Below are 16,036 nucleotides of genomic sequence, written 5' to 3'. Positions count from 1 at the left end.
CATGTTTCGTGAACACTGAGCGGCCAGTGAAAATATCAATCACGCCCTCCCACGCCATGGCACGAGTTTCTTTTCCAGCCAGCGCATCGCGAATTCAAACATGATCGCGAAGAAGCCTATGACGAAGATGCCCATCATGACGATGTCGGTGCGCAGGAAGTTCGAAGCATTCAGGACCATCTGGCCCACGCCTGTTGAGGCTGCGACCATTTCGGCGGCGACCAGCGTTGTCCAGCCGACCCCCATACCGATCCGCAGGCCGACAAGGATGTCTGGGAGGGCCGCCGGGAAAACGACGAAACAAAGCAGCTGCCAACGGCTGGCGCCAAGGGCGCGCGCCGCATTGATCTGGTCGGACGAAGCGGACAACACGCCGGCCCGTGCGGCAAGAGCCACGGGCGCGAAGCAGGCGAGGAAGATCAACAGAACCTTCGATGTTTCCCCGATGCCGAACCAGATGATGACGAGCGGCAAGTAAGCGAGCGGCGGCAGCGGCCGGTAAAACTCAATGAACGGGTCGAGCATCGCGCGGATGGCAGGGCTGAGGCCCATGGAAAGGCCGACGGGAATACCGATCAAGGCCGCCAACAGGAAAGCCGAAATCACGCGAAACAGGCTCATCAGAACATGTTCGGTGAGCGGAGCGCCATCGATATTGCCCTCTATGGCCGAAATGAAGGCATTCAAGACCGTTTCAACTTTGGGAAGGAACAGCGGCTTGACCAGGCCGAGATGAGTCACTGCGATCCAGACCGCTAGAACCAGCAACACGGTCAGCATGCTGATCAGGCCCATTTGAATTGCGGTCAGGGCGGTGCGGCTGCGAGCAGGCTTGGCCCGTGACGGTCGCGCGACGGGTAACTCAGCCGCAGTGTTCGACGCTCCCTCGTTCATGCCACCAACCCTTCCTTCATCTTGTCGCCTTTGTGGATCGCGGCCAGGACCTCTTCCCGGATGGCGATGAAGTCCGGCGAGGATTTGACCGCGCGTGCATCACCGCCTTCCAGGAAACGCCGGCCGAAATTCAGCGCTATCATGCGCGCGATGCGCCCGGGGCGCGGTGTCATGATGATCAGTTTTGTCGCAAGAAAGATCGCCTCCTCGACATCATGAGTGATGAAGAAAGCCATCTTGTTTGTCTGAGCCCAGACCTTAAGGATCAGTTCCTGGACCTGCTCGCGCGTAAAGGCGTCAAGTGCGCCGAGAGGCTCATCCATGAGCAGCATTTCGGGATCTGCGGCAAGTGCTCGGGCGATGCCGACGCGCTGCTGCATGCCGCCCGAAAGTTCGTAGATCTTTTTCTCGCCAAATTCGTCGAGGCTGACGAGGCTCAGCATGTGGCGTGCGCGCTCGAGTCTTTCGGCTTTCGCCATGCCCTGCATGCGTAGACCGAAGGCGACGTTGTCCACGACCGAAAGCCACGGCATCAAGGCGTGGCGCTGAAAGACCACGCCGCGATCTGCTCCCGGCTTGGTAACAGGCTTGCCGTCGATCTCGATAATGCCTTCCGTCACCGGCTGGAAGCCCGCGATGCAGGACAGAAGCGTGGTCTTCCCGCATCCAGAGGCGCCAAGCGCCACTACAAACTCGCCCGGCTGGATATCCAGATTGATGCGTGAGAGCGCGACTACGCCGCTTTCGCCTTCACCATAGTGGACGCTAACATTGCGAATCTCGAGCATCTGCTTCACCGCTCCAAACAGAAGATGGGCCAACCGCACTCCAGTTCGCCCATGGGATTGGCTTACTTGGCAGCCTTGACGTATTCGTCTGTGACGAAGGCGGCATAATCCGGGGCAAGCTCGGTCACGCGGCCCTGCTCCTTCAGGAACTCGGCCGTCGACTGTAGCGCCTTGGCCGCGCCGCCGCCCAGCCAATCGGCGGAAGCCTGTTCGTCGAGCGTCGGGAACTTGTAGGCGGCCATGCCTGCGGGAACGTCCGCTGCGTTCGCTCCGGTCCATTTGACGACGGCTGCGACCGGCTTGGAATCCGGCGTCCACGAAGCCTTGTTCGCGGTATAGTCGGCATCGGCCGCCGCAAGCAGCTTGACGAAGGTCGTCATGAACTCCTTGTTGGCGGCGGCGAACTTGTCGGTGACGACGATGCCGTCAAACGTCGCCTTGCCCTTGGCGGCGAAATCCCCGGCGCTGGCAATGACAGTGCCGCTTTTCTTGGCAACATCGAGAACCGGCGCCCAGATGAAGGTGGCGTCCACATCACCGCGTTCCCATGCGGCCGCAATTTCCGGCGGACGCATGTTGAGCAGCTTGACGTCCTTGCTTGACAGGCCGGCTTCGGAAAGCGCGTACATCAGCTGGTAGTGCGACGTTGAGACGAACGGAACGGCGACCGTCTTGCCCTTCAGGTCGGAAATCGTCTTGATGCCGCTGCCATTGCGCGCGACGAGCTGTTCGGCGTTGGCAATGTCGTCGAGGATCCAGAAGAGCTTGATCGGCAGACCTTGCGAGGCGGCAGCAGCGACAGGCGAGGAGCCCGCTTCCCCAATTTCAACGTCACCGGAGGACATGGCGCGGATAACGTCGCCGCCGCCGCCGAACTTGACCCACTTGATCTTGTAGCCGGTTTCGGATTCCAACTTGCCGGATTCCATCAAGACGCGGATGGGCGTCATCATGTCCTGGTAGGCGAAGGTAACGCTCTTGTCCTGAGCCGCCGCCCCGAACGAGATTCCTAAAACGGCGCTGCACGTCACGGCAAGGGATGCAAAGGCTTTGCTGAGGCGGTTCATGGAAGCTCACTCCTTGAGAGGATCGGGAAGACGGACCCATTAAGACGGAAGCAAGCATTGTGCCGAAAGAGCCAGTTGCAGCCATCTCTCCCGCCATCTGGACCAGTGACGGTGCGAAGAACTCTAACTGGCACCCCAGATGTGCGGGTCTGGCTCTGCCATTAGGCAGAACGCAGATTCTAGAAGCAGATCAGGCGCGAGCTGATGCTGGAGGCTTGATGGAGATATTGGCGATTGCAGCCATGACATTTGTGGCGGGCGCGTTTCGCGGCATTACCGGCTTTGGTTATGCGATGGTTGCCGCCCTTGGATTGACCAACGCATTGATCGCGCCCAGCGTCAGCGTGCCGTTCATCCTGTTCAACGATCTCGTGCTGACTGCATGTACCCTTGGCGACCGCAAGGGAGGAAGCGTGGATTGGAACGCCACACGCATCCTTCTGGTGTCGGGCTTTTGCGGAGCGCTGTCCGGCGGTTGGCTTGCCGCGTACCTGGATGCATCCACCGCCCGTATATTTGTCGCAGCTTTCGTAATGCTGGCTGCCAGCGTCGCCTTAATTCGCAATCCTCCGAGATGGCTGGCAGGCCGCGCCCTTGGACTTGCGTTCGGTTTCGCAGTTGGCCTACTTCTTTCGGCCTTTGCTGTCGGCGGGCCGCTTGCGGCTGCTTGGCTTCTCGCCGGTGGTACGCAGCGCTCCCACGTCCGCGGCACGCTGGCCGTATTCTTCGGCGTGATCGATTTGGTCAGCCTTGCAAGCCGCTTGCTCATCGGCGGGGTTGATCCACAGTTGCCCGGGCTCCTCGTTTCCTATGTTCCTGTGACCCTGGGCGGCTTTGGCGCCGGCTATCTGCTGTCCCGGTGGCTTCGGCCTAATATATGGCATCGGATAGCATCCGGCGGCCTGGTCGCAATCGCCCTGGCCGGTCTAGCGCAAGCTGTTTTCGCTCTCATCTCAACCTGATCGTTGGAAGGAATTCAAAAATGCCCCAAATAGCGCTGGTGACCGGTGCCACGTCCGGATTCGGGCAATCCATTGCCCGACGCTTCGTTGCTGAGGGATGGAGCGTCATCGTGACGGGACGGCGTAAGGACCGGCTTGATGAACTTGTGGCGGAACTGGGCGGTGCAGCACAGGCGTATGGGTTGTGTTTCGACATTCGTGACGAAGAGGCGACGCGCCAGGCGCTTGCATCACTGCCCCCCGTGTTTCAGGGCGTGGACGCGCTTGTGAACAATGCCGGCCTGGCGCTCGGCACCGGCACCGCGGACACCTGCGACCTCGCCGAGTGGCGAACGATGATCGACACCAATATCAACGGTCTGGTCACTATTACGCGGTTAATGCTCGACGGTCTGATCGCACGGCGTGGCCTCGTCGTGAACCTGGCCTCGATCGCGTCGAACTGGCCTTATCCCGGCGGCAATGTCTATGGGGGCACCAAGGCGTTCGTCCGACAGTTTTCCCTTGGCCTACGTAGCGATCTTTCCAGCCGCGGCGTTCGCGTGACGTCGATCGAACCGGGACTATCCGAAAGCGAATTCACACTGGTGCGCACCGGGGGCGACAAGGCGGCATACGACAAGCTTTACCAGGGCGCCAGTCCGCTCCAGCCAAAAGACATCGCCGAGACCGTCTACTGGGTCGCTTCACTGCCGGCGCATGTCAACATCAACAGCATCGAGATCATGCCGGTCAGCCAATCCTGGGCGCCATTCCAGATCCATCGCGAAACGACTGCCCAACCGGAACGATGAAGGCCACGGCATGATCGGCGTAGCCCTCATCTCGTTGTTGTTGTGTCGATCAGCCGAAAACTTTGGTCAGCGCCGTATCGACCGCACCGGTAACCTCGTCGATATCGCTGGCCGAGGCGATCAGGGCCGGGCTGAAGCACAACGTGTTGTTCAATCCCGGCAGCGACCGGTTGGTGGCGCCGATGATGACACCATTCGCCAGGCAGGCTGCGACGACGGCTTGCACCTGCTTTTCCTCAACAGGTTCTTTTGTGTGTCTGTTGCTCACAAGCTCGGCACCACAGAACAGGCCTGCGCCTCGAACGTCGCCTATGACCTCATGGCGCGTCTGCAGCTCCCACAGGTTGGCGCGGAGGCGCTCACCCATAAGCGTGGTGTTTTCGAGAAGATTCTCGTCCTCGATGATCCGCATGTTCTCAAGCGCGGCAGCCGGGCCAGCCACACAACCCCCAAAGGTCGAGATGTCGCGAAAGAAGGAAAGGGGATCGGAGGGATCGTCCTTAAAGAGGTTGAAGACTTTTTCGTTGGTAACGGTGCAAGAGATGGCCGCGTAGCCGGATGCCACGCCTTTTGCCATGGTTACGAAATCCGGCTCGATGCCAAAATTCTGGTAACCGAACCACTTGCCGGTGCGGCCGACGCCGCAGACGACCTCGTCGATGTGAAGTAAGATATCGTAGCGCCGGCAGATGTCCTGCACCGTTTCCCAATAGCCGGGGGGGGGGAACGATGACGCCACCACCGGCCGTGATCGGCTCGAGACACAGCGCGCCAATCGTTTCCGGTCCCTCCCGGAGTATGACGTCCTCGATCGCCTGTGCCGCCCGTTCGCCGTAATTCGCAATGTCGCCGTACTGGCCGCGATACTCGAGGCAGTGCGGCACTTCCACGAAGCCAGACGGCATAGGTCCGTACTGCTCGCGCCGTTCCGGCTGCCCTGCTGCAGCAAGCGTTCCGATCGTCGTGCCGTGATAGTCGCGTTCCCTGTAGAGGATCTTGTATTTCTGACCGCCATAATGACGGTGTGCGATCTGCCGCACCATCTTGAAGACCTTCTCGTTCGCTTCCGATCCGGAATTCGAATAGTAGACGCGGCTCATGCCGGGCATCTTGTCAATGAGCTTCCGCGCAAAGAGCGCGCCGGGAATGGAGCCGGCTGAATTCGCAAAGTAGTTGAGCTTGACCAACTGGTCGCGCACGGCGTTGGCGATGCTCTCGCGGCCGAAGCCGACATTCACCGTCCAGACGCCGCCCGATACCGCATCGAGATATTCCTTGCCCGTGGCATCCCAGACCCGCATGCCGCGTCCCTCGACGAAGATGCGGGGATCGACGGTTTCGAACGTCTTGTGCTGCGTCAGATGGTGCCAGACATGCGCGCGATCGGCTTCGATGACGTCACGGATGTCGTTGGGTTGAACGAGGGAATTCATGATTGCCTCCGATTAAAGGATGGCATCACTTAGCATAGGTCACAGTGCATGCGCCCGGCCAAAGCGTCTCTGGCTCCATGGAATGTCCGATCTGGACCCGGCATCAGACCAAAATAGCCGGATGACAGCCCGGCTGTCTGCCATGGTCGCGCAACCCTGTGCCGGATCTCTCGACAGACTTCTCGATAAGTTTTGCCAGCCTGAAGAGCCCTGCCTCAATCCGATGGGTCGCAATCGAGCCGAAGCCGAGCCGGAGATATCGACGCCCTGCGAGAGGATCAGCAAAGAAGATGTCGCCCGCCTCGACCAATACTCCGGACTGGCGCGCCAAATCCATCAACTGCCGGCCGTCGAAGCCGGGGGGCCTTCTATCCAGAAGCTTGTCGCACCCTGCCCCCGGATGATCCTGCATGACGGCACCAGATCGGGAAGCCGATCGGCAATCAGGTTTGCCCTCTCAAGCATCACGGCGCCGGTTCGGCCAAGATGTTGTCGATAGTGGCCGAGCGCGATGAAATTGGCGAGTGCGCGCTGGTTATTGGTCGGGGGGTGACGCAACATCAGACGGCGCAAAACCCTGAGTTCGCTGATGACCGGCGGCGGGGCGACAATGTAGCCGACACGCAGCCCTGGAGCCAGCACCTTGGAGAAGCTGCCGACATAGATGACCCGTCCTTCCGCATCCAGGCTCTTGAGGGACGGGATGTCTCCATCGCTCTCAATGGACAGATCCGCCTCATAGTCATCCTCGACAATCACGACGTTCTCGCGGCTGGCAATCTGTAGCAATTGTTGGCGTCGATCGAGCGGCATGACGGCGGTTGTGGGGCATTGGTGGCTGACAGTGAGAAAGGTGACGTCACGGCTGACAAAATCGTCGTCCGGCAACACGCCATGGCGATCGAGCGTCAGGCCAACGATGTTCCTTGTAGCGAGGCTCACCATATTGCGGACGTCGGGATAGCCCGGATCCTCTATGCCGACTGCCGTGGTCGGGCCGACGAGCAGCTGGACAAGCATCGACAAAGCCTGCTGCGAGCCAATCGTGACGATGATCTCGCCTTTGCCGGCGAAGATGCCGCGCCTCGGTAGCACCTGCACTTGCAACTGCTCCACAAGGTCGGGGTCGTCATCGTCGATCATGTCGCCGGCCCAGCCCTGTATTTCCTTCACGCTGGAAGCTGCCCGCACCGCCTCGCGCCAGTTATTGGTCGGGAACAGGGCGGGATCGTATTGGCCAAATACGAAAGGGTAGGCGTAGTCGAGCCAGTTGCGCGGCTTGCAAATCTGCCGAAGACCCGATGGTTTGATCGCGAAGCGCGACGACCAGTCGTCCACTGCATCAGCCTGATGTCGTGCCTTGATCCGACCGTTGCCGCCTGCCGCGACAAAGATGCCGCTGCGCTCTCGTGAGACCAGAAAGCCTTCGTCGATGAGCGATTGATAGGCAGTCGTGACGGTATTGCGCGCAATCCCGAGAAGGCTGGCAAGCTGGCGTGTGGACGGCAGACGCGTATTCTTGCTGAGCATGCCCGTTTCGATCGCATGGACGATCATGCGTCGAATCTGCAGGTTAAGTGCCTGTCCGTCCTTCGTCAAAGCGCCGAAAAGACGACGCCATGTCACGTCCGTGACCGCCTGCGAATTGTTCGTGCCCAGAGGTTTCATAAAGAGGGACACGCAAGACTCGGGCCAGTCTTGGATAATTTGCTCAACCACATCTAGCCTGGGATGAAGCAATCCCAACTGACCCTTCGGTTTGCGGACAATCTCGCCATCAATTTCTGTCCGGAGGCACATGAAAATAGGCAGACAGATCGCTTAGTTGGCAAATCCTTCCGGGCTTCGCCAGCTTTCTTCTGCCGGTGCTGCTTGTCTGGCTGGTGCCGGAGCTTCCGGCATGGATGCATGGGCTCAACGGAATCACTGGCATTGTCGGGCTGCTGCTGAAGGTCGGCCTGCTGATACCGCGTCACAATCGTCTCGAAAGCACTGGCAAGGACGACGTAACGACTTCGTCCTGACAAGTGTTGCAGTGAAACTCCGTCGGCGTAATGAGTCTCGACAGACTGCGTGGTCGACAAGTTCGATCTAATACGACGAGCCGTCGCGACCATATTATCGGTTCGGCCACGAGGTGCGAGCTTGCCCTCTGCCGGACGTGTCAGAGATTCTGAGGCTCTGGCTTTCGACGCCCTGAAGCCGTGCCCCATTTTAATCAAAAAGGTCGAGATTCGGTTTGATGGCCTCAATCTAGAGGGACAATCAGGCGCGTGAACGCAAACATCTTGGAAGATCTAATCGAGCTTCACCACCAGCGTCAACAGGGGTAAGCCTGTTGATCGGGCTTGACGTGAAATCAAAGTTACTTAATCTAAGTCTCAGCAGGCCCACTGGGAGGAGGGGCCGGCAATCCGATCTCCGTAGCACCATTCTCATCTCCCAACGCCATGATTCCGGATCTTTCTCCGCTGATTCTCAACAGGATAAGCCATGCCGCTCACCATCGCCCAACGCCTCGATCGCCTCAAGGTCCGCATAGCTGAGCTCGCGCACTGGCGGGACCGGCAGAGTGTCCCGATCAACGGGTGGACCTTCGAGGGTGAGCCGATTGGCCATCAGCAGGATTGGCCGCATCGTGAGGGTGCGGTGCATTTTGCCGCGCGCGCCGAGGCACCGGAGGGCTGGCCGCTCAAGGATATCCGCCTGCAGCTCGATCTCGGCGGCGAGAGCCTGATCACGCTTAGCTATCCCGGTGGTGAAAGCGAGACATTCGGCCTCGATCCCTATCACCAGGAATTTCCGGTGAAGGGCCATCGCTTCTCGATTGCAACGGAAAGCGTCGCTCGTTTTCCCTTCGGCGAGCCGAATCGGGCGCCTCGGCTCAACAAGGCTCGGCTGATTTGGCTCGACGGCTCGGCGCATCGTCTGCATCTTCTGTTGCAGCAGGTCTCCGAGGCCATCGGCGTGCTGGGCGAACACGAGGTCGTGCCGCATATGATGGATGCTGCGGAGCAGGCCCTGCGCAGCCTCGATTGGCCATCGGATACCGCAGCCTACATCTCCCGCACCTCAAGCGCTGTCATGCAGCAGAAGATCTGGGAGCTGCCGGAGCTTGTATCCGGTCCGGCGGGCCTCTCCGACGAGCAGAGCGCTTTGGCGGCCGCCGCCTTCGCGGGTCTGACGGCGCGGCTGAAGGAATTGCAGAAGCGCTTCCCTCCGAACGGCGAACTGGTTTTGACCGGCCACGCCCATATCGATCTCGCCTGGCTCTGGCCCTACCGCGAGACGCGGCGGAAGATGCGGCGCACCTTCAACACGGCGCTGTCGCTGATGGAGCGCTCGCAAGATTTTCGCTTCAACCAGTCGACCGCCCATTATTACGCGCAGATGGAAGAGGAAGATCCCGAGCTTCTCGAGCGCATCAAGAAGAAGGTCGCGGAAGGAAAGTGGGAAACGGTCGGCGGCATGTGGGTCGAGCCCGACACCAATATGCCCACAGGCGAAAGCCTCGTTCGCCAGGTGCTCTACGGCCAGCGTTACTTCGAAAAGACTTTCGGCGCGCGCCATACCGTCTGCTGGTTGCCGGACTGCTTCGGCTTCTCAGGCGCGCTGCCGCAGATCCTGAGACAGGGCGGCATCGACAGCTTCTTCACCATCAAGGTCAATTGGAGCGAGACCAACCACATTCCCTCCGATCTCTTCTGGTGGAAGGGCCTCGACGGCAGCCAGGTGCTGACCCACACCTTCGACAATCCGATGCAGGGCTATAACGGCTTCGTGCAGGCCGATTGCTACCTGCCGACATGGAAGAATTTCCGCGGCAAGGTGCAGCATCACGCCTCGCTTCTCGCCGTCGGTTACGGCGACGGTGGCGGCGGCGTCACACCCGAGATGGTCGAGCGCGAAGTGCAGCTGCGCGATTTTCCTGCCATTCCGCAGGCGCGCTGGGGCACTGTCAAGGGCTTCTACGAAGAGGCGCACCAAACTGCTAGGGAAAAGCACCTTCCCGTCTGGGACGGCGAGATCTATCTCGAACTGCACCGCGCGACGCTGACGACGCAAAGCGGCGTCAAACGCAAGCACCGCCAGGCCGAACGCGCGCTGATCACCGCCGAAACGCTCGCTTCGCTCGCCCATATGCTCGGCGGCGAAAAGCCGCGAAGCCTCGAGACGGCTTGGCGCGTGGTGCTGAAGAACGAGTTCCACGATATCCTGCCCGGTTCCAGCATCCGCGAGGTTTATCAGGATGCGGAGCAGGAGCTCGGCGGCGTTATCGACCACGCAAAGGCCGAGCACGCGAAGGCATTGCAGGCGCTGTCGGCCAATCTGCCGAAGGGCGGGGTCACCGACGCGCTGATCGTCGTCAATCCGTCGCTTGCGCCCCGGCCGGTAAGCGCGACACTTGCCGATGGCGCGGTGATCTCGAGCGCTGACATCGTCGCCCCCTTGTCGATCGCCGTCTTCGACAGGCAGGCGCTGAAACCGGCGGGCGGGCTGAAGGCCAGCGCCGACCGTCTCGAAAACGATCATCTCTCGGTCGTCATCGGCAGGGATGGGGCTGTTGCCAGCCTCATCCATAAGGCGACCGGCCGCGAGGCGGTCGATGGCTCCGCCAACCAGCTCTGGGTCTATCCGGCCGACAAACCGCGCAACTGGGATGCCTGGGATATCGACGCCGATTATGCCGAAAAGGCCGTCCGTCTCGATGCGCCCGAAAGCATCAGCCTGGTCGAAAACGGTCCGCACCGTGCGGCGATACGCGTCGTCCACCGCTATCGCAACTCGAGCGTCACGCAGACATACGTGCTCAGCGCCAATGCCAAACGGCTGGACATCGAGACGACGATCGACTGGCGCGACCGTCGCACGCTGCTGCGGACCCTGAACCCGGTCGATGTCCAGGCGCGGAAGGCGACCTTCGAATGCGCTTTCGGCGTGGTCGAGCGGGCAACGCATACGAATACGTCCTGGGAACAGGCCATGTTCGAAGCCGTCGCTCATCGTTTCGTCGATATCAGCGAGCCGGGCTTCGGCTTGGCGCTTCTCAACAATGCCAAATACGGCCACAGCGCTCGCGGCAATTTGATCGGCATGAGCCTGGTGCGCGGGCCGATCTATCCCGATCCACTGGCCGACGAAGGCGAGCAGAGCTTCACCTATGCCTTGATGCCGCATGACGGCGCCTGGTATGAAGGCGGCGTCCTCGACGAGGCGATCGATCTCAACCAGCCGCTTATAACGGCGGAAGCCAGCGGCCTCTCCGCCGGCACCTTCGCGCCGCTCGCCGTCGACGGCATTCCCGTCGCCTTCTCCGGCCTCAAGACCGCGGAGGAGGGCGAGGGCCTGATCCTTCGCCTGTACGAGCCCGCCGGCCGCCGCGGCCGCCTTTCCATCGGCCTTGCCTCCGGGTGGACAGCATCGGAGCCGCTGACCATTCTCGAAGAGCCGATGAACCGTAAGGGGCCCGCCGACATCATGCCATTCGAGATCCGCACCTGGAAGCTGGAAAAGGCCTGATGCCCGAGTCACGAGATGACGCGCCGCCGCTTAGATGCGGCGGCGTTCACCCGACGACTCCGCATAACCGGTGAGCAAACGGAATGACCTTTTTCGATCTCAATCGAAAAACAGCAGGCGACATCCAATTTGTGCTATCCGCAGCGTCTCAAATTACACGGGCAGCAACACAGTCGGACCATGTGAAGGTCAGCTTTCAACGGCCAGTTTCGCTCCCTTGAACGCGGCGATCACCGGCTCACGGTCTTTGGGCGCTGGTCGCGGCAACGTAGACAGAATAGAGCGAGCGCGTTGCGGCGATGAACAGACGGTTGCGTCCGGGGCCGCCGAAGGCGAGGTTTGCGACGGTCTGAGGTACGCGGATCTTGCCGATCAGCTTGCCTGCCGGATCGAAGCAGTGCACGCCATCGCCGGCACTGGACCAGAGGTTTCCCTTCACGTCGATGCGGATACCGTCCGGGATGCCGTTGTCGATGAGGCAGAAGACGCGGCCGTTCACAAGCCTGCCGTCGACCACGTCGAAGGCGCGGATGTGACGCGGCAGGCTTTCATCGTGGCTTGCTGCCGAATCCGCGACGTAGAGGATCGTCTCATCAGGTGAGAAGGCGAGGCCGTTCGGCTGGATGAAATCCGTGACGACGGCAGCAAGCTCGCCGGTCGCCGGATCGAGCCGGTAGACGTTGCGTGTCGCCTGCTCCGGCTCGGCCTGGTAGCCTTCGTAATTCGACATGATGCCGTAAGTGGGATCGGTGAACCAGATCGTGCCGTCCGATTTCACCACCACGTCGTTCGGCGAGTTGAACCGTGCACCCTCGAAGCGGTCGGCGAGCACGGTGATCGAGCCGTCGATCTCGGTGCGCGTGACGCGGCGCCCGCCATGTTCGCAGGAGATGAGCCGGCCCTGCCGGTCTCGCGTGTGGCCGTTGGTGAAGTTGGACGGCTGTCGGTAAACGGAGACGCCGCCTTCGGGCGTCCATCGCAGCATGCGCTGATTGGGAATGTCGCTCCATAGAAGCTGGTTCGCGTCGTTGAACCAGACGGGGCCTTCCGCCCAGCGGCAACCGGAATAGAGTTCGTCGAGGCCTGCGCTCGTCACGATCAACTGACGGAAGCGCGGGTCGTGAATTTCATAGATGCTGCCCTCGGCCATGGCGGTCTTCCTGATTATCGCATGCCGGTCCGGCGACCGCCGGCGAGCATAATGACGCTGATGATGATGAGGCCGGTCATGATGAGGCGGATGCCCGCGCCGAGCCCATAGGTATTGAGCATGGAAACGACAAGGAACATGAAGAGCGACGCGCCCCAGATGCCCGGGACGTTGGAATCGCCGCCGGCGACCGCCGTGCCGCCGATCACGACGACGGCGATCGACGTCAGCAGATATTCCGAGCCCATATTGAGCGCCGCACCGCCGGAGAAGCAGGCGAGCAGATAGCCCGCGACGGATGCGAGCACGGCGCAGAAGAGATAGGTGACGAAGCGCGTGCCGTCGACCGGGATGCCGGCCATGCGCGCGGCCGGCATGCTCTGGCCGATCGCCGAGATCCAGCGCCCGTAGATCGTCTTCTCGAGCAGGAACCAGGCTAGTAGCGAGATGAGGAGCGCGACGATCGCCACGTTCGGCACGCCGAGCGTATTCGAGGTGGTGAATTCCGCAAGCATGCTGGGCGGCTTGATGCGTAAGCCCCGGTTCGTCCAGATCGCCGCGGACTGCACTATGAAGCTCATGGAGAGTGTTGCGATGATCGGCGGAATGCGCAGCGCCTTGATGAGTGCATAATTGCCGAGGCCGACGACGAGGCCGATGAGGATCGCGACAAGAAGCCCGGGGAGAATCAGCCCGTTTTCGACGTTCATCAGCTTCAGCGCCACCGTGCCGGCAAGCGTCATCGTGGCGGGAACCGACAGATCGATATTGCCGGGACCGAGCGTGATGACGAACATCTGGCCGATGCCGACGATCACCGAGAAGGCCGCGAAGGTGAGCGCGGCCTGCGACAGGCCGAGCGTGCTGGCGCCGAGTGTCACCATGACCGTCAGGAACCAGACGATGAAGGCGGCAAACCATGACCAGATCCAGGGTTTGCCGAAAAGCCTGAGGAGAGGAGTCATCGGCGGCGTTTCTCCCGTTTCTCCAGGCGGTTCAGCATCAGGCGAAGCGCGAGCACGATGATCAGGATCGCGCCCTGGGCTCCGATCTGCCAGTCGGGCGAGATGCGCAGGAAGGACAGGAACGAGCCGGCAAGCGTCAGCGTCAGCGCGCCGATGACCGCGCCGACAGGGGAAACGCGCCCGCCTATGAATTCGCCGCCGCCGAGGATCACGCCGGCGATCGACAGGAGCGTATAGCGCAGCGCGATATTGGCATCGGCAGACGTCGTCAGGCCGACAAGGGCGATGCCGGCTAACACGGCGAACAAACCGGCCAGACCGTAGGCGGCGGCGCGAGCCGCGACGATCGACCAGCCGGCGCGCTCCACCGAACGCTGGTTGCCGCCGATGCCGCGGATCAGCACGCCGAGCGAGGACCGCATGACGAGAAGATGGGCGACGGCGGCGATGACGATGCTGGCGACGATCGCCATCGGCGCCAGCGGCGGCTTGACGGTCATCAGCCAGCGCACCCAGTCCGGCGCCTGCCCGCCCGGCGCCGGAAGCAGCAGCACGGCCAGCCCGCCCCAGACGAAGCTCATGCCGAGAGTGACCACAATAGAGGGCAAATTGCGCAGATGGATGACGACACCGAGGGCGGCATAGGTTGCGATCGCCACCGCCAGGACCAGGACGCCGATTACAGGATCGTCGCGCAGAAAGGTCGCGCTCACGCAGGCAACGAAGCTGACAAACGTGCCCATCGAGAGATCGAGATCGTTCACCGCCATGACAAGCATCTGGGCTATCGTCGCGAGCGCGATCGGCACAGCCAGGTTGAACAGCAGGTTCAGCCCGACATAGCTCATGGCGCGCGGCTGCAGCCAGAAGACAGCGGCGAGCAGCAGCGTCAGCGATAGGGCGGGAACGGCAAGACGCATGGCGTCGGACGAAAGCCGGAACGTCATGCGGCGACCCCTTCGAAGGAGGCGGCGATGATATTGCTCTCGTTGACGGCGTCGCCGGCGAGTTCGGCCGTGATGCGGCGTTCACGGAAGACGTAGACACGGTCGCAGAGACGCACCTCGTCCATTTCAGTCGAATACCAGATGAAGGTGCGGCCGCGCGAAGCTTCATCGCGGATGATGGCGTAGACCTCTTGCTTGGTTCCGACATCGACGCCGCGCATCGGATCATCCATCAGGAGGACGGGCGCGCGTGTCGCAAGGGCGCGGGCAAAGAGCACCTTCTGCTGGTTGCCGCCGGAAAGCGACAATATGCCGTTTGCCATGTCGGGGGTGCGGATTTCGATCCGCCGCTTCCAGTCGGCGCCTTTGGTCTCCTCTTTATCAGCGAGAATGAGGCCGCGTCGCGAGAGGTCACCCAGCGAAGCGACCGAGAAATTGCGCAGGATGCTCCAGAGTTCGAAGACGCCGTTGAGGCGGCGGTCGCCGGCCACGAAAGTGACCAGCGGGTCGCGCTCAGGCAGCCAGTTGCCTGACTGGGCGGCATGCAGGGCAAGCAGGAGCTCGGTCTGCCCATGACCGGCCAGCCCGGCCAATCCAATGATCTCGCCCTTGCGGGCTGAAAAGGGACGGCCTGCCGTCTGATGGGACAGAACGAGCGGAGCGGTGGATTGCTCGCGCGCAGGGCGCTGGCCCGTCTCCTCCTTCGCAACGGTGCCCATGGCCTCGACCAGGCCATGATGGTCGAAGCCGCGCGCCGGGCGTTCGGCAACGACGCGGCCGTCCTTCATGACGACGATCCGGTCTGAGGTTTCGAGGATCTCGTGCAGGATATGCGAGATGAAGATGACGGACCCGCCGGCCGCAACGAAACGGCGGACATGGTCGAGCATCTGGCGGGCGAGGCTCGCGTCCAGCGAGGAGGTGGGTTCGTCGAGGATCACCAGCCGCGGCGCAACGCCGGCGTCGGAAAAGGCCATCGCGATCTCGACCATCTGCCGCTCGGCGATCGAAAGATCTCCTATGGCGTGGCCGCTGTCGATGCCATGACCGGGAAAAACTATATCGAGGCTCTTTTCGATGACTTTCGCGGCGCGCCTGCGCCAGCCGAAGCCCCCGAGATCGCGGTGCATGATGCGCGTATTCTCGACGATGGAGAGGTTGGGGCAGAGCGAAAGCTCCTGGAAGACGCAGCGCACGCCGCGCGATCGCGCAGCGTTGATGCCGTAACGGTCCAGCCGCTCGCCGTCGCCCGACACACTTCCTTCATGGGGCGTAAGGCCGCCATTGATGACGCTGACGATCGTGGATTTGCCGGCTCCGTTGTGCCCGACGAGTCCGACGCACTCGCCCGGCATGACGCGGAGCGTGACGCCGTCAAGCGCCCTGACGGCCCCGAAGCTCACCTTGGCGCCATCGACGGCGATCACCGCCTTCAAAACCTCATTCATGCTGTCCGCCACACCTGCTCGGAGGGACTGCTGCGCGGCCATTTGCGGCCGCGCAGCAATCGCGGGGA

The 16,036-nt window shown here is 61.6% G+C and carries 12 protein-coding genes and 1 pseudogene; 3 read left to right on the top strand and 10 right to left on the bottom strand.

Annotation, left to right across the window (positions count from 1 at the left end):
- Positions 1-39: 39 nt before the first annotated feature.
- The 3 genes from FFR93_RS20565 to tauA form a co-directional block, all read right to left on the bottom strand.
- Entirely contained in the window at positions 40-894 is an 855-nt protein-coding gene (locus FFR93_RS20565) for an ABC transporter permease subunit (protein ID WP_138394562.1), read from the bottom strand.
- Positions 891-1,682 carry a taurine ABC transporter ATP-binding protein gene (locus FFR93_RS20560; RefSeq protein WP_138394759.1) on the bottom strand — a complete coding sequence of 264 codons (792 nt, stop codon included), beginning with the start codon at positions 1,680-1,682 and terminating at the stop codon, positions 891-893. The genes FFR93_RS20565 and FFR93_RS20560 overlap by 4 nt, the downstream gene beginning before the upstream one ends.
- 62 nt (positions 1,683-1,744) lie before the next feature.
- Positions 1,745-2,749, bottom strand: a complete 1,005-nt coding sequence (tauA, locus tag FFR93_RS20555) for a taurine ABC transporter substrate-binding protein (RefSeq protein WP_138394561.1) — start codon at positions 2,747-2,749, stop codon at positions 1,745-1,747.
- Between the two features lie 59 nt (positions 2,750-2,808).
- Here tauA and FFR93_RS20550 point away from each other — a divergent pair, with 59 nt between their 5' ends.
- Both FFR93_RS20550 and FFR93_RS20545 read left to right on the top strand, forming a co-directional pair.
- Complete coding sequence (locus tag FFR93_RS20550; protein ID WP_138394560.1) at positions 2,809-3,711, top strand: sulfite exporter TauE/SafE family protein; 903 nt, start codon at positions 2,809-2,811, stop codon at positions 3,709-3,711.
- Between the two features lie 20 nt (positions 3,712-3,731).
- A complete protein-coding gene (locus tag FFR93_RS20545; protein WP_138394559.1) occupies positions 3,732-4,505 on the top strand; it encodes an SDR family NAD(P)-dependent oxidoreductase in 774 nt (257 codons plus the stop codon).
- Between the two features lie 49 nt (positions 4,506-4,554).
- Here FFR93_RS20545 and FFR93_RS41960 read toward each other — a convergent pair whose 3' ends face one another.
- The 3 genes and pseudogenes from FFR93_RS41960 to FFR93_RS20535 all read right to left on the bottom strand — a co-directional run bounded on the left by FFR93_RS41960 (position 4,555) and on the right by FFR93_RS20535 (position 7,564).
- Entirely contained in the window at positions 4,555-5,205 is a 651-nt protein-coding gene (locus FFR93_RS41960) for an aminotransferase class III-fold pyridoxal phosphate-dependent enzyme (protein WP_281407909.1), read from the bottom strand.
- Between the two features lie 88 nt (positions 5,206-5,293).
- A pseudogene (locus tag FFR93_RS41955) lies at positions 5,294-5,806 on the bottom strand (aminotransferase class III-fold pyridoxal phosphate-dependent enzyme); the annotation flags it as partial.
- 468 nt (positions 5,807-6,274) lie between these two features.
- On the bottom strand, positions 6,275-7,564 hold the full coding sequence (locus tag FFR93_RS20535) for a PLP-dependent aminotransferase family protein (protein WP_205910748.1): 1,290 nt from the start codon (positions 7,562-7,564) through the stop codon (positions 6,275-6,277).
- Positions 7,565-8,431: 867 nt separating this feature from the next.
- Between FFR93_RS20535 and FFR93_RS20530 the strand changes: the two genes are divergently transcribed.
- Complete coding sequence (locus FFR93_RS20530) at positions 8,432-11,458, top strand: glycoside hydrolase family 38 C-terminal domain-containing protein (protein WP_138394558.1); 3,027 nt, start codon at positions 8,432-8,434, stop codon at positions 11,456-11,458.
- Positions 11,459-11,696: 238 nt separating this feature from the next.
- On the opposite strand, the gene FFR93_RS20525 is transcribed toward FFR93_RS20530, so the two are convergent.
- From FFR93_RS20525 to FFR93_RS20510, 4 genes are read right to left on the bottom strand one after another with little or no spacing between them, the layout of a single operon-like run.
- The gene (locus FFR93_RS20525) at positions 11,697-12,608 is read right to left on the bottom strand and encodes an SMP-30/gluconolactonase/LRE family protein (RefSeq protein ID WP_138394557.1); all 912 of its coding nucleotides are present in this window, start codon (positions 12,606-12,608) and stop codon (positions 11,697-11,699) included.
- Between the two features lie 14 nt (positions 12,609-12,622).
- Positions 12,623-13,573 (bottom strand): ABC transporter permease, encoded by a 951-nt coding sequence (locus tag FFR93_RS20520; RefSeq protein ID WP_138394556.1) that lies wholly within the window; start codon positions 13,571-13,573, stop codon positions 12,623-12,625.
- Complete coding sequence (locus FFR93_RS20515; protein ID WP_138394555.1) at positions 13,570-14,520, bottom strand: ABC transporter permease; 951 nt, start codon at positions 14,518-14,520, stop codon at positions 13,570-13,572. The genes FFR93_RS20520 and FFR93_RS20515 overlap by 4 nt, the downstream gene beginning before the upstream one ends.
- Positions 14,517-15,968 carry a sugar ABC transporter ATP-binding protein gene (locus FFR93_RS20510; RefSeq protein WP_138394554.1) on the bottom strand — a complete coding sequence of 484 codons (1,452 nt, stop codon included), beginning with the start codon at positions 15,966-15,968 and terminating at the stop codon, positions 14,517-14,519. The genes FFR93_RS20515 and FFR93_RS20510 overlap by 4 nt, the downstream gene beginning before the upstream one ends.
- Between the last annotated feature and the right edge of the window lie 68 nt (positions 15,969-16,036).

Origin of the sequence: Rhizobium sp. MHM7A (genome assembly GCF_005862215.1) — a bacterium.
GTDB lineage: Bacteria > Pseudomonadota > Alphaproteobacteria > Rhizobiales > Rhizobiaceae > Rhizobium > Rhizobium bangladeshense.
Note: the sequence above shows the minus strand (reverse complement) of the source record. Positions and strands in the feature narration are given on the sequence as shown.